16 protein-coding genes and 1 pseudogene are annotated in these 18,482 nt (G+C 75.9%); 9 read left to right on the top strand and 8 right to left on the bottom strand.

Features of this window, described 5'->3' with window-relative positions; translation table 11 throughout:
- Positions 1-147: 147 nt before the first annotated feature.
- Positions 148-402 carry a hypothetical protein gene (locus tag ACIRBY_RS21935; protein WP_403902607.1) on the top strand — a complete coding sequence of 85 codons (255 nt, stop codon included), beginning with the start codon at positions 148-150 and terminating at the stop codon, positions 400-402.
- Positions 403-433: 31 nt separating this feature from the next.
- Here the strand turns inward: ACIRBY_RS21935 and ACIRBY_RS21930 are convergent, their stop codons facing one another.
- Positions 434-1,066 (bottom strand): HAD family hydrolase, encoded by a 633-nt coding sequence (locus ACIRBY_RS21930; RefSeq protein WP_403902604.1) that lies wholly within the window; start codon positions 1,064-1,066, stop codon positions 434-436.
- A gap of 147 nt (positions 1,067-1,213) precedes the next feature.
- Positions 1,214-2,179, bottom strand: a complete 966-nt coding sequence (locus ACIRBY_RS21925; protein WP_403902602.1) for a hypothetical protein — start codon at positions 2,177-2,179, stop codon at positions 1,214-1,216.
- 242 nt (positions 2,180-2,421) lie between these two features.
- Here ACIRBY_RS21925 and ACIRBY_RS21920 point away from each other — a divergent pair, with 242 nt between their 5' ends.
- From ACIRBY_RS21920 to ACIRBY_RS21910, 3 genes and pseudogenes are all read left to right on the top strand, one after another.
- On the top strand, positions 2,422-4,800 hold the full coding sequence (locus ACIRBY_RS21920; protein WP_403902891.1) for a helicase C-terminal domain-containing protein: 2,379 nt from the start codon (positions 2,422-2,424) through the stop codon (positions 4,798-4,800).
- A gap of 123 nt (positions 4,801-4,923) precedes the next feature.
- Positions 4,924-5,548 (top strand): annotated as a pseudogene (locus tag ACIRBY_RS21915) (DUF4291 domain-containing protein).
- Between the two features lie 97 nt (positions 5,549-5,645).
- Entirely contained in the window at positions 5,646-7,289 is a 1,644-nt protein-coding gene (locus ACIRBY_RS21910; RefSeq protein WP_403902599.1) for a DNA repair helicase XPB, read from the top strand.
- Here the strand turns inward: ACIRBY_RS21910 and ACIRBY_RS21905 are convergent.
- The gene (locus ACIRBY_RS21905; RefSeq protein ID WP_403902596.1) at positions 7,255-8,100 is read right to left on the bottom strand and encodes a glycosyltransferase family 87 protein; all 846 of its coding nucleotides are present in this window, start codon (positions 8,098-8,100) and stop codon (positions 7,255-7,257) included. The genes ACIRBY_RS21910 and ACIRBY_RS21905 overlap by 35 nt on opposite strands.
- A gap of 136 nt (positions 8,101-8,236) precedes the next feature.
- Complete coding sequence (locus tag ACIRBY_RS21900; protein ID WP_403902594.1) at positions 8,237-8,422, bottom strand: hypothetical protein; 186 nt, start codon at positions 8,420-8,422, stop codon at positions 8,237-8,239.
- Between the two features lie 310 nt (positions 8,423-8,732).
- Between ACIRBY_RS21900 and ACIRBY_RS21895 the strand changes: the two genes are divergently transcribed.
- Positions 8,733-10,841, top strand: coding sequence for a HelD family protein (locus tag ACIRBY_RS21895; RefSeq protein WP_403902591.1), 2,109 nt, complete (start codon positions 8,733-8,735; stop codon positions 10,839-10,841).
- Between the two features lie 197 nt (positions 10,842-11,038).
- Here the strand turns inward: ACIRBY_RS21895 and ACIRBY_RS21890 are convergent, their stop codons facing one another.
- Complete coding sequence (locus ACIRBY_RS21890; protein WP_403902589.1) at positions 11,039-11,725, bottom strand: copper homeostasis protein CutC; 687 nt, start codon at positions 11,723-11,725, stop codon at positions 11,039-11,041.
- 109 nt (positions 11,726-11,834) lie between these two features.
- On the opposite strand from ACIRBY_RS21890, the gene ACIRBY_RS21885 reads away from it, so the two are divergent.
- Together ACIRBY_RS21885 and ACIRBY_RS21880 are read left to right on the top strand one after the other, a co-directional pair.
- Positions 11,835-12,542 (top strand): hypothetical protein, encoded by a 708-nt coding sequence (locus ACIRBY_RS21885; protein ID WP_403902587.1) that lies wholly within the window; start codon positions 11,835-11,837, stop codon positions 12,540-12,542.
- An 88-nt stretch (positions 12,543-12,630) separates the two neighbouring features.
- Complete coding sequence (locus tag ACIRBY_RS21880) at positions 12,631-13,848, top strand: Cmx/CmrA family chloramphenicol efflux MFS transporter (protein ID WP_403902888.1); 1,218 nt, start codon at positions 12,631-12,633, stop codon at positions 13,846-13,848.
- A 50-nt stretch (positions 13,849-13,898) separates the two neighbouring features.
- Here ACIRBY_RS21880 and ACIRBY_RS21875 read toward each other — a convergent pair whose 3' ends face one another.
- The gene (locus ACIRBY_RS21875) at positions 13,899-14,174 is read right to left on the bottom strand and encodes a DUF4031 domain-containing protein (protein ID WP_403902585.1); all 276 of its coding nucleotides are present in this window, start codon (positions 14,172-14,174) and stop codon (positions 13,899-13,901) included.
- 7 nt (positions 14,175-14,181) lie between these two features.
- A complete protein-coding gene (locus ACIRBY_RS21870; protein WP_365153730.1) occupies positions 14,182-14,559 on the bottom strand; it encodes a hypothetical protein in 378 nt (125 codons plus the stop codon).
- 153 nt (positions 14,560-14,712) lie between these two features.
- Here ACIRBY_RS21870 and murQ point away from each other — a divergent pair, with 153 nt between their 5' ends.
- Both murQ and ACIRBY_RS21860 read left to right on the top strand, forming a co-directional pair.
- Positions 14,713-15,636, top strand: a complete 924-nt coding sequence (gene murQ / locus ACIRBY_RS21865; protein ID WP_403902583.1) for an N-acetylmuramic acid 6-phosphate etherase — start codon at positions 14,713-14,715, stop codon at positions 15,634-15,636.
- Positions 15,637-15,669: 33 nt separating this feature from the next.
- On the top strand, positions 15,670-17,151 hold the full coding sequence (locus ACIRBY_RS21860; RefSeq protein WP_403902580.1) for a PTS transporter subunit EIIC: 1,482 nt from the start codon (positions 15,670-15,672) through the stop codon (positions 17,149-17,151).
- 24 nt (positions 17,152-17,175) lie between these two features.
- Here the strand turns inward: ACIRBY_RS21860 and ACIRBY_RS21855 are convergent, their stop codons facing one another.
- Positions 17,176-18,357 (bottom strand): S8 family peptidase, encoded by a 1,182-nt coding sequence (locus ACIRBY_RS21855; protein WP_403902578.1) that lies wholly within the window; start codon positions 18,355-18,357, stop codon positions 17,176-17,178.
- Positions 18,358-18,482 lie beyond the last annotated feature (125 nt).

Raw genomic sequence — 18,482 nt, 5'->3', positions numbered from 1 at the left:
CCGGTTCGCCGAGGTGAACGGCTCCGGATAGCAGTACAGCGGGTCCAGCGACCCGCCTCCTCCAGGCTAATGGTCCTGATACGGGTGACAAGACGTTCCCCGGTCCTTCCCGCTCCACCGCTTCGGCCAGGGAACTACCCTGGTGGGGTGACTGTTACTCCTCACCCCGACGACGCACGGCCCGGCGACGGACTGGTCAAGGCCGGCGGCATCGTGTTCATCGTCGGCGCCGTGGCGACGCTCGTGACGATGGCGCCGCTGTTCCTGGGCACCGACCCGTTCCCGTCGTACGCGTGGGCGGTGTGCATGCTGATGGGCGTGGGCTTCGCGATCTCCGCGGCGGGCGTGTTCCGCTCGGCCGCCGCACAGCGCAGGGCGGCCCGGGAGTCCCAGGCCGCCTGACGCGCGTGCGGTTCGTTCCGGCCGTTGCTCCTCAGGCCGCGCGGCTGCGGGCGAACGCCTCCAGCCACTGCGGCAGGGCGGTGAGGTCGTCCAGCACCACGTCGGCGCCGGCCTCGCGCAGCTCGGAGGCCGCGCACGGGCCGGTCGTCACCGCCACCGACAGGGCGCCGGCCGTCCGGGCGCCGCGCACGTCGCCGACGTGGTCGCCGACGTACACCTGCGCCCCGTACTCGCGCAGCGCCTTGGCCTTGCCCTCGGCCCAGAGCCAGCCGATGACGGCGTCGGCCCCTATCCCGAGGTGGTCGAGGTGCCGGCGGGCGTCCGGCTCGTTCTTCGCCGTGACCACGATCGCCCGGCCGCCGAGCGCCTGGACGGCCTCGACCGCCTCGCGGGCGCCGGGCAGGGCCGGCGTCGGCTCGATGGCGCAGCTCGGGTACATCTCCCGGTAGAGGTCCCGCATCGCGGGGATCTGCTCCTCCGGGAACCAGTAGGCGAGCTCCTCCTCGAGCGGGGGTCCGAGGCGGGTGATGGCCAGGTCGGCGTCGATGTGCGCCCCGGTCTTCGCCGAGAGCGCCTGCCAGGCGGCCCTGATGCCGGGGCGGGAGTCGATGAGCGTCATGTCGAGGTCGAATCCGACGGTGAGCTGTGGGGGGGTGGAGGTCATAGCGCCATTGTGCCGAGACTCCAGCGGCCCGAGGGAAGCTAAGCGGACGTTGGCTTATCGGATAGCGGTATTTGGCGAGATGTCAGCCGTTGCCCCTTTTGAGGGCACTTCCATGCCTTTTTCCTCACTCCGAACACCCGGTGGCGCCTACCCCTCCCTCCGCCGGCTGCGCCAGGCCAGGTACGCCGCCAGGACGGCGCCCGCCGCGCGGGCCAGGGCGGGCCACATCGACTGGAAGGCCGGCCCCAGCTGCGCGTCCGTCAGCGGCTCGCCCCACCGTCCCGTGGTCCGGCCCCACAGCCACAGCACCGCCACCGTGAACACCCCGGCGGGCACGCCCAGGACCACCCACTTGCGCTCCAGCGGCCCCAGCACCCGGGAGGCGTACGCCACCAGCGCGCCCGCGCCGAGCAGCAGCCAGTAGCCCGTGAGCGCCCCGACGGCCAGCAGCACCGCCGCCAGCAGCAGGAAGCCGTGCGGGCGGGGGCGCGGCGCCTTCGCCGCCCGCGCCTCCCCGGCGGCCCGCGCCGACGCCTCCTCCCGCCGCTCGCGGCGCTGCCGGAGGTGGTGCAGCAGCCCGCCGCCGACCGGCGGCGCCGCGGGCGGCGCGGCGGGCGCGGTCTCCTCCTCAGGCGGCCCGAACAGGTCGGGGATCTCGATGCCGCCGGCGAACCCCTCGACCTGCGGCCCGCGCCCGGCGGCGGGCAGCCGCCACCAGTCGGGCTCGCCGCCGTCCGCGGACGACGCGCCGAGCTCGTCCAGCCCGGCCAGGTGCGGCGGCACGTTCCGCGGCTCCGGCACCGGCGCCGGCTTCGCGCCCGCGCGGCGCCGGTTGCCGCGCTGCTCCGGCACCGAGACCGGCACCGCGGCGGCGCCCGCGGCCGTCGGCCGGCCCACCGCGTCCAGGACCTCCTCCGGCGTGCCGAGCCGCTCCAGGACGGCCCGTACCGCCTCCGGCGTCTCCGGCTCGAACCGCGCGCGCCGCCGGTCGATCTCGTCGCGCAGCCCCGACACGAGCCGCATCCGGTCGCCCGACGACAACTGCCGCTGCTGCGCCAAGTCCCCGACCCGGCTCAGGTATTCGTAGACCAGATGGTCGCTCTCGATCCCCACGCCCCAGAAGGTAGCGCGTGCGGGCGTGGAGCGGCCGTCGGCGCAACGGATACCGTTGCCCGGATGGGGACCGGCCGACGACCGGCCGACGTGACCAGGAGGCGACCACCGTGCCCGAGGGAAGTCCGAAGGGAAGCACTCCGGGAAGCGCAGCGGGGCGTACGGCCGCGAGCGGCGGGAGCGGCTCCGCGAGCGGCGCCGCGGGCGCCGGCGCGCCCGCCCCGCGCTCCCTCGCCGAGGCCCTGCGCGCCCGCGACGACGCGGCGCTCGCCGCCCTGCTGCACGCCCGCCCCGACCTGCTGAACCCGGTGCCCGCCGACATCACCCAGCTGGCCACCCGCGCCGGCACCCGGGCCTCGGTGGTGCGCGCCCTGGACCGCCTGGACCGGTTCGCGCTCCAGACGGCCGAGGCCCTCGCGGTGGCCCCGGACCCCTGCCCGTACGCCGTGCTGGAGGAGCTGCTCACCGGCAGCGGCGGCGAGGACGCGCGGGACGCCGCGGCCCGGGACGCCCTCCCCCGGGCCCTGGGAACCCTGCGCGACCAGGCCCTGGTGTGGGGGGACGACGACCGGCTGCGCCTGGTCCGCACCGCGCGGGAGCTGCTCGCCCCCTCCGCGCAGCGGCCCTCCCCGACCGGGCTCGGCCCCACCGTCGCCGAGGCCACGTCCGGGATGTCGCCGACCCGGGTCCAGGAGATCGTCGCGGCCGCCGGGCTGCCCGCCACCCACGACCCGGTGTCCGCGGTGGCCGCCCTGACCGGGCTGTTCACCGACCCGGAGCGGATGTCGGCCCTGCTGGACCAGGCCCCGGCGGAGGCGCACCAGGTGCTGGGGCGGCTCGTGTGGGGGCCGCCGTACGGGGAGGTGACCCCGGATCCGGCGCCGCCGGTGCGCTGGCTGCGCGACCGGGGGCTGCTGCTGCCGGCCTCGGCGCGCACCGTCGTACTGCCCCGCGAGGTGGCCCTGCACCTGCGCGGCGGGCTCGCGCACCGGGCGACGGCGCCGGTCGCGCCGCCGGTGGACGCGCACCGCGAGCACCGTCCACAGCTTGTGGACGCCAATGCCGCCGGGCAGGCGCTGGCCGCGCTGTCCACCGTCGAGGAGCTGGTGAAGTCCTGGGAGCACACCGGGCCGCTGGTGCTGCGGGCGGGCGGGCTCGCCGTGCGCGACCTGAAGCGGACGGCGGCCTCCCTGGACACCACCGAGCAGGCGGCCGCGTTCTGGATCGAACTCGCCTACGCGGCCGGGCTGCTGGCCAGCGACGGCGAGGCCGACGAGCGGTACGCGCCCACCCCGGCCTTCGACGACTGGTGCGAACGGCCGCCCGCCGAGAGGTGGTCGGCGCTGGCCCGGGCCTGGCTTGCGGCGACCCGCACCGCCGGGATGGTCGGCGAGCAGGACGCCAAGGGCCGCACCCTCGCGGCGCTCGGCCCCGAGCTGGACCGCTCGCCAGCGCCGGAGGTGCGCCGCCGGGTCCTCGAACTCCTCGCCGTCCTGCCCGAGGGCGGCTCGCCCGACCCCGACGCCCTCCTCGAACGGCTCGCGTGGGAGCGCCCGGAGCGCGGTACCGGCGACCTGCGCGCCCGCCTCGCGCACTGGACCCTGCACGACGCCGAGGTGCTGGGCGTCACCGGCCGGGGCGCGCTCAGCGCCTTCGGGCGGGCCCTGCTGGAGGGCCGCGACCCGGCGGCGCCGCTGGCCCCGCTGCTGCCGGAGCCGGTGGACCACGTCCTGCTCCAGGCCGATCTGACGGCGGTGGCCCCGGGGCCGCTGCGCCGGCCGCTCGGTGACGTGCTGGCGGTGCTCGCGGACGTGGAGTCCAAGGGCGGGGCGACCGTGTACCGGTTCACCCCGGGCTCGGTGCGCCGGGCGCTGGACTCCGGTCAGACCGCCTCCGACCTGCACGCCTTCCTCGCCGAGCACAGCCGTACCCCGGTGCCGCAGCCGCTGGCGTACCTGATCGACGACGTGGCGCGGCGGCACGGGCACCTGCGCGTCGGGGCGGCCTCCTCGTACGTACGGTGCGACGACGACGCCATGCTGGGCGAGATCCTGGCCGACAAGCGCTCGGCGGGCCTGGGGCTGCGCAGGCTGGCGCCGACGGTGCTGGCGGCGCAGGCGGAGCCGGGCGCGCTGCTCGACGGGCTGCGGGCGATGGGCTACGCCCCGGCCGCGGAGTCCCGTACGGGGGACGTGCTGGTGGCGCGGGCCGCCGCGTACCGCACCCCGGAGCGCTCGGCCCCGGTGCCGGTCCCGGACGGGCCGCCGGTGCCGGACGCGACGCTGCTGGGCGCGGCGGTACGGGCGGTGCGCGCGGGCGACCTGGCGGCGACGGCCGTCCGCAAGGAGCCGGCCGGGCCGTCGGCCGCGCCGGCGGCGGGCGAGCTGCCGCGCACGAGCGCGGCGGAGACCCTGGCCACGGTGCAGGCGGCGGCGCTGACCGGGTCGGCGGTGTGGATCGGGTACGTCAACGCCGAGGGGGCGGCGAGCCAGCGGGTCATCGCCCCGGTGCGGGTGGAGGGCGGCTTCGTCACCGGCTACGACCACACGGCGGACGAGGTGCGCACGTACGCCCTGCACCGGATCACGGGGGTGGCGGAACTGGCGGAGGACCAGGTCTGAGGACCGGGTCCGGGAACCGGGTCCGGGAACCGGGTCCGAGGGCGGGTCCGAGGGCGGGTCCCGGGCCGCGCGGGAAGGGAAAACCGCTGGCGGGCAGGGGTGCGGGGGCCGCACCCTGGCCGCATGTCGGAAACACCCCAGCAGATCCCCCGGCCCCGGATCCCCGAGCGCCAGGTCCGCGCCGCCCACACCGCCGCCACCGTGACGGTGTACCAGGCGTACTCCCCGGCCCTCGGCCTGCCGGCGGCCCGCGACGGCCGTTTCCCGGCGGCGTGGAAGCGGGAGCGGATGACGTGGATCAAGCCGTCGTTCCTGTGGATGATGTACCGCTGCGGCTGGGCCACGAAGGCCGAAGGCCGACCAGGAGACCGTGCTGGCCGTCGAGATCAGCCGCGAGGGCTTCGACGGGGCCCTCGCGCAGGCCTGCCTCTCCCACTACGTGCCGGACGTGCACGCGGACCGCGGGGCCTGGAAGGAGACCCTGTCCCGGTCCCCGGTCCGCGTCCAGTGGGACCCCGAGCGCGACCCGCACCTGAACCCGCTGCCCCACCGGTCCCTCCAGCTGGGCCTGTCGGGCCCGGCGTCGCGGGCCTACGCCGACGAGTGGACGGTCTCCATCCGCGACGTCACCCCGCTGGCCCGCGAGATCCACGGCCTGCTCCGCGCCGGCGACACCGCCGCGGCCCGCGCCCTCCTGCCGGTGGAGACCCCGTACCCGACGGGCCCGCTGCCCCACCTCGGCGCGTAGCCGCCCGCGCGGGACCCGCGGATCCCCGGCCGTACGGCAGACTGGAGGTTTGGCCGCCCGCGCCCGGGCGGCCGCCACCCGCCGGAAAGGGACATGCGTGAACGGGCCCCTCATCGTCCAGAGCGACAAAACCCTCCTCCTGGAGGTCGACCACGAGCTCGCCGGAGCCGCGCGCCGGGCCATCGCCCCCTTCGCCGAGCTGGAGCGGGCGCCCGAGCACATCCACACGTACCGGATCACCCCGCTGGGCCTGTGGAACGCGCGGGCCGCCGGGCACGACGCCGAGCAGGTCGTCGACGCCCTCGTGGAGTTCTCCCGCTATCCCGTCCCGCACGCGCTGCTCGTCGACGTGGCCGAGACGATGGCCCGCTACGGGCGGCTCACGCTCTCCAAGCACCCCGTCCACGGGCTGGTGCTGACCAGCACGGACCGGCCCGTGCTGGAGGAGATCCTGCGGTCGAAGCGGATCACCCCGCTGGTCGGGGCCCGGCTCGACGCCGACACGGTGGCCGTGCACCCCTCGGAGCGGGGGCAGATCAAGCAGACGCTGCTCAAGCTGGGCTGGCCGGCCGAGGACCTCGCCGGGTACGTGGACGGCGAGGCGCACCCGATCGAGCTGGAGGAGAACGGCTGGGCGCTGCGCCCGTACCAGGCGCAGGCCGTCGAGGGGTTCTGGCACGGCGGGTCGGGCGTGGTCGTGCTGCCCTGCGGCGCGGGCAAGACGCTGGTCGGCGCCGGGGCGATGGCGAAGGCCAAGGCGACCACGCTGATCCTGGTGACGAACACGGTCTCCGCGCGGCAGTGGAAGCACGAGCTGGTGAAGCGGACCTCGCTGACGGAGGAGGAGATCGGCGAGTACTCGGGCACGCGCAAGGAGATCCGGCCCGTCACGATCGCCACCTACCAGGTCCTCACCACCAAGCGGAAGGGCGTCTATCCGCACCTGGAGCTGTTCGACTCGCGTGACTGGGGGCTGATCCTCTACGACGAGGTGCACCTGCTGCCGGCGCCCGTCTTCAAGTTCACCGCGGACCTCCAGGCCCGCCGCCGCCTGGGGCTGACGGCGACTCTGGTGCGCGAGGACGGCCGGGAGTCGGACGTGTTCTCCCTGATCGGGCCGAAGCGCTTCGACGCCCCGTGGAAGGAGATCGAGGCGCAGGGCTACATCGCGCCCGCGGACTGCGTCGAGGTCCGGGTCAACCTGACCGAGTCGGAGCGGCTGGCGTACGCGACGGCCGAGACGGAGGAGAAGTACCGCTTCTGCGCGACGACCGCGACGAAGCGGAAGGTCACCGAGGCGCTGGTGCGCAAGCACCAGGGCGAGCAGACGCTGGTGATCGGGCAGTACATCGACCAGCTGGACGAGCTGGGCGAGCACCTGGACGCGCCCGTCATCAAGGGCGAGACGTCCAACGCGCAGCGCGAGAAGCTCTTCGACGCCTTCCGCGAGGGCGAGATCAGCGTGCTGGTCGTGTCGAAGGTCGCGAACTTCTCCATCGACCTGCCCGAGGCCACGGTCGCCATCCAGGTGTCGGGCACCTTCGGGTCCCGGCAGGAGGAGGCGCAGCGCCTGGGCCGGGTGCTGCGGCCGAAGGCGGACGGGCACGAGGCGCGGTTCTACTCGGTCGTGGCGCGCGACACGATCGACCAGGACTTCGCCGCCCACCGCCAGCGCTTCCTGGCGGAGCAGGGCTACGCCTACCGGATCATGGACGCCGACGAGCTGCTGGCGGACGGCTGACCCTGGCGGCTTCCTCCCGTCCCAGGGGCGGCCTCGGGGCGGGAATGCGGGCCGCCGCCGGGCGGTGGGGGCGGGGGCGCCGGAGGGCGCCGGCCGCTCTCGCCGCCAGGAGGGTGAGCGGGGGCACGGCCCACACCCACAGGTGCTGCCAGTGCAGCAGCGGGACCCCGCCGGCCGCCGGCGGGTGGTGGGTCCAGAAGTCGGCGGAGGCCTCGGGGAGGACGAGGGCGCCGAGCAGGGCGGTACCGGCGAAGCCGGCCAGGGCCGTCAGGCCGGCCCGGACCTGCCCGGTGAGCAGCAGGTACGGGATGAACACCGCCGGGGTCAGGGTGATCCCGGCGGCGGTGCCCAGGGCGAAGCCCCGGCCGAGCCCGGCGCGCGGCCGGCCCAGGTCCCACAGGGTCAGGCAGGCCAGGGCGAGGTTGATCTGTCCGGGCAGCGGGCTCTGGAACAGCGGCTCCAGCCACAGCCCGGCGATGGTGGCGGCGAGGACGGGGCCCGGCCGGGCCCGTACGCCCGCGAGGCGGCAGGAGAGCAGGACCAGCAGGGCGAGCAGGCCGCCGTTCCCGAGGACGAGGACGGCCTTGAGCACGCCGGCGGGCAGCCAGGCGGCGGGGGTGAGGAGGATCGCGGCGAACGGCGGGTAGCCGGCGGGCGGGTGCCAGTCGGCGGCGCAGAAGCCGCTGAGCAGGGCGTCGACGGCCGGGACGCGCAGGGCGACGCAGAGGACGCCGAGGGTGAGGAGCGCCCCGGTGACCAGCATGCCGGCGAGGGGCGACGGCGAGCGGTCGGGATCGGGGCTGCGGGTCACGCGCGTGACCCTAGTGGATCACCGGAGGGCCTCCGCCGGGATCAGGCCACCTGCCGCGTCCGCAGGTCAGCGCCGTGCGCGTCCGCCGATCGGCGGTACCCGCCGCGGCGGGGCGGCGGCCCGCGCGGCGGGCCGGTCAGCGGCGTATGACACCCGCGTCGGAGGAGTACTCGCCGAGGACGACGACCCGTACGGCGGCCGTCACGTAGACCTTGACGGCGCGCAGGGCGTCGCCGACGCGGTGGCGGGAGTGGTGGGAAGAGGTGGCGGTGGCGCCGCCGGGGCGGCCGCCCCGGGTCGGGGTGAAGGTTGCGGTGCTCATGTCTCCATGGTGCGCGCCCGGCGCGTTCCGCACATCGGCCCGGAGAGCCAACCTCAGGGGCCCGCGGCTCCTCCTCACGTCCCATGGCTTCCCCTAGGGCTCTGCCGAAGGTCTGACACTCCCGGGTATGACACCCGTCCGGAGGTACGGGCCGCCGGGAACCCGCGCCCCGCAAATCCATTCGCGCCGGTCCCGTCCGCTGACTACAATCTCCGCTCTTGCCGCCTCCCGCCGCCATACCGGGGAGAGCCGCCCACCGGACGGAAACCGGTGGGCTTCTGTTCCGCACCGAGCCGCTGGAGGCAGTCCCGTGCCCGCGCACGCCCCCGACACCACGCCCGAAGACACCGCGCCCGGCACGGCCGCCGCATCCGACTCCGCCGGCCTCCTCGGCCGCGAGCGGGCCCACCTGGCCGCCTCCCGGGCCGCGCTGCGCGCGATGCGCGAGGACGTGGAGGCGCTCGACATCCGCGACGTCACCGCGAACTGGGTCAACGCCGTCGTCCTCCAGGCGCAGATCGACGACCGCATCAAGGCCCTGGCCGACCTCGCCCACACGCCGCTGTTCTTCGGCCGCCTCGACTACCTCCACGCCCCGGGCGCCGACCTCGCCGAGGGCGCGGGCGGCGAGCAGTTCTACATCGGCCGCCGCCACGTCCACGACGCCGACGGCGACCCGATGGTGATCGACTGGCGCGCGCCCGTCTCCCAGCCGTTCTACCGCGCCTCCAAGGCCGACCCGCAGGACGTCGGACTGCGCCGCCGCTTCGGGTACACCGGCGGCGACCTCACCGCGTACGAGGACGAGCACCTCTCCGACCCCGCCGAGGCGGCGGCCGTCAGCAAACTGCTCCAGCAGGAGATCGAGCGCCCCCGCGTCGGCCCGATGCGCGACATCGTCGCCACGATCCAGCCGGAGCAGGACGAGATCGTCCGCTCCGGGCTGTCCGGCTCGGTCTGCGTGCAGGGCGGCCCCGGGACCGGGAAGACGGCCGTCGGCCTGCACCGGGTCGCGTACCTGCTGTACGCGCACCGCGAGCGGCTCGCCCGCACCGGCACGCTCGTCATCGGGCCGAACCGTTCCTTCCTCCACTACATCGAGCAGGTGCTGCCGGCGCTGGGCGAGCTGGAGGTGCAGCAGGCCACCGTCGACGACCTCGTCGCCCGCCCGGGCCTGGAGGTCCGCGGCGCCGACGCGGCCGCGACCGCCGTGGTCAAGGGCGACGCCCGGATGGCGGAGGTGCTGCGCCGCGCGGTCCGCTCGCACGTCACCGCGCCCGCCGAGCCGCTGATGGTGGTCCGCGGCTCGCGCCGCTGGCGGGTTCCGGCGTACGAGCTGGAGGAGATCGTCGGCGAGCTCCAGAACCGCGACATCCGCTACGGCGCCGCGCGCGAGGCGCTGCCGCAGCGCATCGCGCACGCCGTCCTCGTCCGCATGGAGCAGGCGGGCGAGGCGCCGGACGACCGGGTGCAGGACGCGGTGGCCCGCAACGCGGCGGTGAAGGCGACGGTCAAGGCGGTCTGGCCGCTGGTCGAGCCGGCGAAGCTGGTGCTGCGGTTGCTGTCGGACCCGGAGTTCCTGGCGCTGCACGCCGAGGGGGTGCTCACGGAGGAGGAGCAGAAACTGCTGCTGTGGCCGAAGCCGTTCCGGAGCGTGAAGTCGGCGAAGTGGTCGGCGGCGGACCTGGTGCTGATCGACGAGGCCGCGGACCTGGTGGAGCGGACGCACTCGCTCGGGCACGTCGTCGTCGACGAGGCGCAGGACCTGTCCCCGATGCAGTACCGGGCGGTGGGCCGGCGCTGCACGACGGGCTCGGCGACGGTCCTGGGCGACCTCGCGCAGGGCACCACCCCGTGGGCGACGCGCAGCTGGGCCGAGGCGCTGGCGCACCTGGGGAAGCCGGAGGCGGTGCTGGAGGAGCTGACGGCGGGCTTCCGCGTGCCGCGCGAGGTGATCGCGTACGCGTCGCGGCTGCTGCCGGAGATCTCGCCGGGGCTGGCCGCCGTGTCGTCGGTGCGTGAGACGCCGGGGTCGCTGACGGTGTCCCCGTCGTCCCCGGACGGGCTGGTGGCGGACGTGATCGGCGCGTGCCGTGCCTTCCTCGCGCACGAGGGGTCGGTCGGGCTGATCGCGGCCGACGCCCGGATCCCGGTGCTGGCGGAGGCGCTGCTGGCGGAGGGGCTGGCGTACCTGTCGCCGGGCGAGGAGACGACCGCCGAGTCCCGGCTGACGCTGGTGCCGGCGTCCCTCGCGAAGGGTCTGGAGTACGACTACGTGGTGCTGGACGAGCCGGCGGCGATCGTGGACGGCGAGCCGGACGAGCGGACGGGGCTGCGCCGCCTGTACGTCTGCCTCACCCGAGCCGTCTCGGGCCTCACGGCCCTCCACGCCGCCCCTCTGCCGGCGGCCCTGGCTTAGCCGGCGGACCGCGCCGCGCCGCTGCGCGGGGCGGTCTCGCCGCCCCACCCTCCGCCCGTTCCCCGGGGCTCCGCCCCCAGACCCCCGCGCCTCAAACGCCGGCGGGGCCGTCCATAGCCCGCGCGGCGTTTGAGGGCACCGGGACCCGCCCCGCGCAGCGGCCCCCGCCCGCAGCGGCAACGGCAACGGCCCGCCCCCTACCCCACCGCCGCCCGCCACTCCGCGACGGCCGCCGCGGAGACCGGGTGGTCCCACCCGGAGGGACGGGCCGCGCCGCCGATGTGGAAGCCGTCGATGCCGGCCTCCCGCAGCACCGGCACGTGCGTCAGCGTCAGCCCGCCGCCGACCAGGATCCGCGGCCCGTACCCCGGCTCGCCGCTCCGCGCGGCCTCCGCCAGCAGGACCGGGAGCCCCTCGGGGACCCCGGCCGCGGAGCCCGCCGTCAGGTACGTGTCCAGCCCGGGCAGGTCGGCCAGGGCCTTGCGCAGCCCGTCCCGGTCGGCCGCGCGGTCGATCGCGCGGTGGAAGGTCCAGCGGCAGCCGTCCAGCTCCGCCAGGACCGCCTCGACCGCCGCCAGGTCGGGGCTGCCGTCCGGGTGCAGGAACCCGAGGACGAACTCCTGCGCGCCCTCCGCCCGCAGCTCCCGCGCCGCCCCGGCCAGCGCGGCGACGTCGCCCGCCGCGAACCCGTCCGTCCCGCGGAGCATCACGCGCAGCGGGATGTCGACCGAGGAGCGGATCGCCGCGAAGGTCTCGCGCGACGGGGTGAGCCCGTCGGCGGCCATGTCGGTGACCAGTTCGAGTCGGTCCGCCCCACCCGCCTGGGCGGCGACCGCGTCCTCCACGTCGAGGGCGATCACCTCCAGGAGCGCACGGTTGCTCATGTGATCCCATCCTTCGGAACATAGGGAAAATAGGTCTAGTCCAATATCAAGGGTACGGGCCCCGGGCCGCGCTCCACCAGCACCATCACGCCACCCGCACAATGTCCGCATGGACACCGACAAGGACACGGACACCGGCACGAACACGGACACCGGCACCGGTGCCAGCGCCGGCACCGACGCCGACGCCGCGCTGCGCCGCCGCTGGGCGGCCACCGCCGCGGCCGCGGGTGCCGACCGCGACCCCGCCCCCTACGCCGACCGCCTCCTCGCCGCCTGGGCCGAGCCCCAGCGCCGGTACCACACCACCGCGCACCTGGCCGACGTCCTCGCCCGCGTCGACGTCCTCGCCGCGCACGCCGCCGACCCCGCCGCCGTCGAGCTCGCCGCCTGGTTCCACGACGCCGTCTACCGCCCCGACCGCTCCGAGAACGAGGAGCGCAGCGCCGCCCTCGCCGAGCGCGCCCTCCCCGAGCTCGGCATCGGCCCCGACCGCACCGCCGAGGTCGCCCGCCTCGTCCGGCTGACCGTCACCCACGACCCCGCCCCCGCCGACACCAACGGCGAGGCCCTGTGCGACGCCGACCTCGCCGTCCTCGCGGGCCACCCCGACGACCCCGGCGCGTACGCCGCCTACGCCGCCGCCGTCCGCGCCGAGTACGCCTTCGTCCCCGACGAGGCCTTCCGCACCGGCCGCGCCGCCGTCCTGCGCCAGCTCCTCGGCCTGCCCCGCCTCTTCCGCACCCCGTACGGCACCGCCCACTGGGAGGCCCCCGCCCGCCGCAACCTCGCCGCCGAGCTGGCCGCCCTGACCTGACACACGGGCGCCGCCGGCGGGAATGCGCCCGTCTCCCGTCCGGTTCGTGAGAGGCATGCCCCCCGCTTCAGCGAACACCCGTTCCCGCATGCCCGTCGCCGTCTACGTCCTCGGCCTGTCCGTCTTCGCGCTCGGCACCAGCGAATTCATGCTGTCCGGGCTCCTGCCGCCCATCGCCGAGGACATGGGGGTCTCCATCCCGCGGGCGGGCCTGCTCATATCCGCCTTCGCGATCGGCATGGTCGTCGGGGCCCCGCTGCTGGCCGTCGCCACCCTGCGCCTCCCCCGCCGCACCACCCTCGTCGCCCTCATCAGCCTCTTCGGGCTCGGCCAGGTCGCGGGCGCGCTGGCCCCCTCGTACGGGTTCCTCTTCGCCTCCCGCGTGGTCTCCGCCTTCGCCTGCGCCGGCTTCTGGGCCGTCGGCGCGGCCGTCGCCATCGCCATGGTCGGCAAGGACCAGCGCGCCCGCGCCATGTCCGTCATGATCGGCGGCCTCTCCATCGCCAACGTCCTCGGCGTGCCCGCCGGAGCCTTCCTCGGCGAGCAGTTCGGCTGGCGCTCCGCGTTCTGGTCGGTCGGCGCGGCCTCGGCCGTCGCCCTCGCCGGCATCCTGGCGCTCATCCCGAAGATCCCGCTGCCCGCCGAGAAGCCCCGCCTGCGCCGCGAGCTCTCCATCTACGGCGACCGCCAGGTGTGGCTCGCCGTCGCCGTCACCGCCCTCGCGGCGGGCGGTGTGTTCTGCGCCTTCAGCTACCTGTCACCGCTGCTCACGGACGTGGCCGGACTGGACTCGGCCTGGGTTCCGTGGGTCCTCGCCCTCTTCGGCGTCGGCGCGCTCGTCGGCACCACCGTGGGCGGGCGGATCGCCGACGGCCGCCTCTTCGCGGTGATGACCGGCGGCATCACCGCCTCCACCGCCTTCCTCGCCGCCCTGGCCCTGCTGGCCTCCGTCCAGGCGGCGGCCGTCGCGCTCGCCTTCCTGCTCGGCGTCTCGGCGTTCTTCACCGCACCGGCCCTCAACGCCCGCGCCTTCAACGTCGCCGGAGCCGCCCCCACCCTCGCCGGAGCCACCACCACCGCCGCCTTCAACCTCGGCAACACCGGCGGCCCCTGGCTGGGCGGCGCCGTCATCGACGCCGGCCACGGCTACGCCGCCACCGCCTGGGCCGGCGCCGCCATGACCGTCACCGCGATCGCCCTGACCCTCCTGGCCCTGCGCATCGACCGCCGTACGGGTGCCGGTGCGACCCGCGTCGTCGCCGCTTCGGCGGACACACCGGCGGAACGGTCCCCCGCCCGCGCATAAGAGGCCGCCCGGCCCCCGCGCCGTGGCCCCCGCGCCGGAGGCCTGCGCGCCTACGCCGCCGGGGCCGGGCGGCCCTTCGGCCGGCGCAGGCCCGCCCGCGTCAGCCGGCGGACGAGCTCCTTGCTTCCGATCTCCACCGCCCCCGCCCCGACCGCGTCCGCGTACCGGTGCTCGGGCACGTCGTAGTGGTCCCGCTCGAAGGCCCGCGGCGGGCAGCCGATGCCCGCCGCGAAGGCGTGCAGCTCCTCGTACGAGACGTCGCTGACCATGTGCGACCACATGCGGCCGTGCCCCGGCCAGTCCGGCGGGTCGATGTACACCGTCACCGGCGGCTCACCGGCCCGGGTGGAAGACGGGGCCGAGACCGCCCACCGCCGCCACCTTCACACCGGCCTCCGAGCACACCCAGTGCGGATCGGGGCCCAGCTCCGGCTCCACGTCCAGCGCGTGCGGCTCCCCGTGCTCGCACACCGGGCACAGCGGCCAGCGCCCGTACTTCTCCAGCAGGGCGTCCTTCACGTCCTGGGCGACGAGTCCGGCGAGGTAGTCGACTCCCTCCGGCCACTGCTCCACCCACCACCGGCGGTGCGTGACCGAGTCCTCGACGAGAGAGACGACATCGGCGTCGGCGACCTCACCCGCGGCGAGGTCGGCGAGAACCAGAGCACGGGCGACATGCAGCGCCTGTTCCAGGGGGGTCGCGTGGTCCATGGGCTCATTCTGACCCCTCACCGCCCCAAAAGGGGAGGCCGTGCCACCGCCCCCGGCCCGGTGCACCGCCCCCCGGCCGCCACCGGTGCACCATGGCTCCCACACCGGGAAGCCGCCCCGGCGTCCGCCGAGCCACCGCCCGCAGGAGCCGCCATGACCGCGCACGCCGACCTCCGCGCCCAGCTCGACACCCTCACGACCGAGGCCTTCCGCCCCGACCTGGCCGAGATCGACCGGCTCCCCACCCTGGAGATCGTCCGGCTGATGAACGCCGAGGACGCCACCGTCCCGGCCGCCGTCGCCGCACGGCTGGAGCAGATCGCCGCCGCCGTCGACGCCATCGCCGCGCGCATGGCCCGCGGCGGCCGCCTCGTCTACGCGGGCGCGGGCACCGCCGGCCGGCTCGGCGTCCTGGACGCCAGCGAGTGCCCGCCCACCTTCAACACCGACCCCGCCCAGGTCGTCGGCCTGATCGCGGGCGGCCCCGGCGCCCTGGTCACGGCCGTCGAGGGCGCCGAGGACTCCCGCGAACTGGCCGCCGAGGACCTCACCGCCCTCGCCCTGACCGCCGACGACACCGTCGTCGGCGTCTCCGCCTCCGGCCGCACCCCCTACGCGATCGGCGCCGTCGAGTTCGCCCGCGCCCGCGGCGCGCTGACCGTCGGACTGTCCTGCAACGCCGGCTCCGCCCTCGCCGCCGCCGCCGCACACGGCATCGAGGTCGTCGTCGGCCCCGAGCTGCTCACCGGATCCACCCGGCTGAAGGCCGGCACCGCCCAGAAGCTCGTCCTGAACCTCATCTCGACGGTGGTGATGATCCGCCTCGGCAAGACGTACGGGAACCTCATGGTCGACGTACGCGCCACCAACGAGAAGCTGCGCGCCCGCTCGCGCCGCATCGTCGCCCTGGCCACCGGCGCGCCCGACGCGGAGATCGAGGCCGCGCTCACCGCCACCGGCGGCGAGGTCAAGGACGCCGTCCTCGTCCTCCTCGGCGGAGTCGACGGCCCCACCGCCGCCCGCCTGCTCACCGCCTCCCGGGGCCACCTCCGCGAGGCCCTCGCCGCCGTCCGCTGACCTCCGCCCGCGCACGCACAGCAAGGCCACCGCATGCCCACTGACACCCACCGCGCCACCGCCGCCGCGATCCTGCCCCTGGTCGGCGGCCCGGACAACATCGGCTCCGTCGCGCACTGCATGACCCGCCTGCGGATCGGCCTGCACGACCGCTCCCGCGTCGACGGCGCCGGGCTCAGGGCCCTGCCCGGCGTCCTCGGCGTGGTGGAGGACGACACCTGCCAGATCGTGCTGGGGCCCGGCGCCGTCGCCCGCGTCACCGCCGCCTTCGAGGCCCTGCTCGCCGAGGCGCGTGCGGCGGCGCCCGCGCGGCCCGTCACGGCGCAGGAGCTGGCCGCCCGCGGCGCGGCCCTGAAGGACGCCCGCGCGGCCCGCAACGCCACCCCGTTCAAAGTGTTCCTGCGCCGGATCGCGGCCGTCTTCGTCCCGCTGATCCCCGCCCTCATCGGCTGCGGGATCGTCGCGGGCCTGGGCGGGCTGCTCGCCAACCTCGGCTGGGTCCCCGCCCTGGTCCCGGCGCTGACCGCGATCGGCTCGGCGTTCATGGCCCTGATCGCCGTGTTCGTCGGGCACAACACCGCCAGGGAGTTCGGCGGCACCCCGGTCCTCGGCGGGGCGGTCGCGGCCGTCATCGTCTTCCCCGGCGTCGCGAAGATCGAGGCGTTCGGGCGGCACCTCTCCCCCGGCCAGGGCGGGGTCCTCGGCGCCCTCGCCGCCGCCCTGCTCGCGGTCCAGGTCGAACGGTGGTGCCGTCGGCGGGTCCCGCAGGCCCTGGACGTGCTGGTCACCCCCACCCTCACCGTGCTGGTCCCCGGCCTGGTCACCCTCTACGGCCTGATGTTCCTCGCGGGTGCGGTCTCCGCCGGCATCGGCACCTTCGCCGACCGGCTGCTCGCCACCGGCGGCGCCGTCGCCGGGCTGGTCCTGGGCGGGCTCTTCCTCCCCCTGGTGATGCTCGGCCTGCACCAGGCCCTGATCCCCCTCCACACCACCCTCATCGAGCGGTCGGGCTACACCGTCCTGCTGCCCATCCTCGCCATGGCGGGCGCGGGCCAGGTCGGCGCGGCCCTCGCCGTCTACTGCCGCCTCCCGCACAACGGCTCGCTGCGCGCCACCATCCGCTCCGCGCTCCCGGCCGGCCTGCTGGGCGTCGGCGAACCGCTGATCTACGGCGTCTCGCTGCCGCTGGGCCGCCCGTTCGTCACCGCCTGCGTCGGCGGCGCGGCGGGCGGGGCGTTCATCGGCCTGTTCAACCAGCTGGGCATCGCCTTCGGCTCCACCGCCATCGGCCCCTCGGGCTGGGCCCTGTTCCCCCTGCTGGAGGGCACCCGGGGGATGGGCGCGGCCCTCGCCGTCTATGCGGGAGGCCTGCTGACCGGCTACCTGACCGGGTTCCTGGCCACGTACTTCTTCGGCTTCACGCGCCGGATGCTGGCGGACCTCGACACCGGGCCCGCCTCACCGCAGCCCCCGGCCTCCGGTCCCGGGGCGGCGCAGGAACCGGCGCTCGCCTGAACCCGCCGCCGCCCCGGCCGCAGGTCAGAGGCCGCCGGTGAACAGGAGGCTGTTGGGCGAGCCCGGGCTCAGGTTGCCCAGCACGTCCTTGGTGCTGGTCTGGTACAGCCACGTGCCGACCTGCTGGGCGGTCTCCGTCGGGTGCGCGGCCTTGTAGAGCGCCGCGACCCCGGCCACGTGCGGGGCCGCCATGGACGTGCCGTTCAGGGCGACGCTCCCGCCGCCGAGCCGGGCGGAGACGATGTCCTTGCCGGGGGCGTAGCCCGACAGGCAGCGCCCGTAGTTGGAGAAGTCGGTCTCCTGGTCGTACCGGTCGGTCGCGCCGACGGTGTACACGCGGGACGCGGAGGCCGGCGAGACGGTGCAGGCGTCCTTCGCGCTGTTGCCGGCCGCGACGACCGGCAGGACCCCGCTGTCGGACAGGGCGGTGGCCGCGTCGTTCACGGCCGGGGTGAAGTCCCCGCCCAGGGAGGCGTTGGCGACCGCGGGCTGGCGGGCGTTGCGGGCCACCCAGTCGAACCCTGCGATGATCCCCGACCAGGCGCCCCTGCTCTCGCAGTTCAGGACCCGGACGCTGACGAGGTTCACCTTCCGCGCCACGCCGTACGTGCTGCCGCCGACCGTGCCCGCGACGTGCGTGCCGTGGCCGTTGCAGTCCTGGCCGGCCCGCCCGTCGCCGATGGCGTCGAAGCCGGCGGTGGCCCGGCCGCCGAACTCGGCGTGGGCGGTCTCGATCCCCGTGTCGATGATGTAGGCGGTGACGCCCGCACCGTTGCCCTGCGTGGTGAAGTCGTTGTCGAGGGGCAGGCGCCGCTGGTCGATGCGGTCCAGGCCCCAGGAGTAGGCCGGCGCCCGCGTCCCGGGGGAGCCGACGGGCGTGGGCGGGGCGGACGCCGTCGCGTCCTCCTCCACCGCCTTCACCCCCGGGCTCAGGCGCACGAGGTCCAGCTGGAACCTGGTCAGCGGCGCCGCGAACCCGTTCAGCACCGTCTGGTAGACGAAGGTCGGCTTCAGGCCCAGGTCCTTCGCCCGCTTCGCCGCGTCGTACCCCTTCTCCAGCGTCACGATGTACCGGCCGGGAATGGCGGCGGCCGAGGTGTGCAGCGGCACCGGGGTCGGTTCCGGACCGGCGGCGGAGGCCGTGCCGGCCGCGACCGGGGGGACGGCGAGGAGCGCGGCGGCGGCCACGCGTGCGAGCAGGCGCATGGGGAGGACTCCCTGAGGGGGTGGAGGGCGGATGTCGGCCGGCCGGCGCCCGCGTGCGGTCGTCGTCCCCGCGGCGGGGCGGCCTCCGCCTGCATCGGCGCCGCCCCGGCCCTGCCTGAACCACC

Source organism: Streptomyces sp. NPDC096136, assembly GCF_044763325.1.
Lineage (GTDB): Bacteria > Actinomycetota > Actinomycetes > Streptomycetales > Streptomycetaceae > Streptomyces.
Note: the sequence above shows the minus strand (reverse complement) of the source record. Positions and strands in the feature narration are given on the sequence as shown.

Coding starts and splice junctions, on each gene's coding strand:
- ACIRBY_RS21880 (WP_403902888.1), top strand. CDS start 12,631: ATGCCCGTCGCCGTCTACGTCCTCGGCCTGTCCGTCTTCGCGCTCGGC.
- ACIRBY_RS21870 (WP_365153730.1), bottom strand. CDS start 14,559: ATGGACCACGCGACCCCCCTGGAACAGGCGCTGCATGTCGCCCGTGCT.
- ACIRBY_RS21855 (WP_403902578.1), bottom strand. CDS start 18,357: ATGCGCCTGCTCGCACGCGTGGCCGCCGCCGCGCTCCTCGCCGTCCCC.
- ACIRBY_RS21900 (WP_403902594.1), bottom strand. CDS start 8,422: ATGAGCACCGCAACCTTCACCCCGACCCGGGGCGGCCGCCCCGGCGGC.
- ACIRBY_RS21890 (WP_403902589.1), bottom strand. CDS start 11,725: ATGAGCAACCGTGCGCTCCTGGAGGTGATCGCCCTCGACGTGGAGGAC.
- ACIRBY_RS21860 (WP_403902580.1), top strand. CDS start 15,670: ATGCCCACTGACACCCACCGCGCCACCGCCGCCGCGATCCTGCCCCTG.
- murQ (WP_403902583.1), top strand. CDS start 14,713: ATGACCGCGCACGCCGACCTCCGCGCCCAGCTCGACACCCTCACGACC.
- ACIRBY_RS21930 (WP_403902604.1), bottom strand. CDS start 1,066: ATGACCTCCACCCCCCCACAGCTCACCGTCGGATTCGACCTCGACATG.
- ACIRBY_RS21885 (WP_403902587.1), top strand. CDS start 11,835: ATGGACACCGACAAGGACACGGACACCGGCACGAACACGGACACCGGC.